Source organism: Mesorhizobium tamadayense (genome assembly GCF_003863365.1).
GTDB lineage: Bacteria > Pseudomonadota > Alphaproteobacteria > Rhizobiales > Rhizobiaceae > Mesorhizobium > Mesorhizobium tamadayense.
The window spans coordinates 1-508 of sequence record NZ_RQXT01000230.1 but is presented as its reverse complement, the minus strand read 5'-3'; the positions used below and the strand labels follow the sequence as shown (position 1 = coordinate 508).

1 pseudogene is annotated in these 508 nt (G+C 67.1%); it reads left to right on the top strand.

Annotated elements, in window-relative coordinates:
• Nucleotides 1-508, top strand: a pseudogene (locus tag EH240_RS37435) (succinate--CoA ligase subunit alpha); the annotation flags it as partial.

Below are 508 nucleotides of genomic sequence, written 5' to 3'. Positions count from 1 at the left end.
GCATCTCGGCCTGCCGGTCTTCAACACCGTCAAGGGCGCGGTGCGCGAGACCCGCGCCGAGGCGAGCATCGTCTTCGTGCCGCCGCCGTTTGCCGCCGATTCGATCATGGAGGCGGCGGATGCCGGCATCAAGCTTTGCGTCTGCATCACCGACGGCATCCCGTCGCAGGACATGATGCAGGTCAAGCGCTACATGCGCCGCTACCGCTTCGAGGACCGCATGCGCCTAATCGGCCCGAACTGTGCCGGCGTCATCACGCCCGGACAGGCGCTGATGGGCATCATGCCGGGCAGCATCTATCTTCCCGGCCGCGTCGGCATCGTCGGCCGCTCCGGCACGCTCGGCTACGAGGCGGCCTCGCAGATGAAGGCGCTCGGCATCGGCGTGTCGACCAGCGTCGGCATCGGCGGCGATCCGATCAACGGCTCGTCCTTCAAGGACATCCTGGAACTGTTCGAGCAGGACGACGACACCGACGCGGTGGTCATGATCGGCGAGATCGGCGGG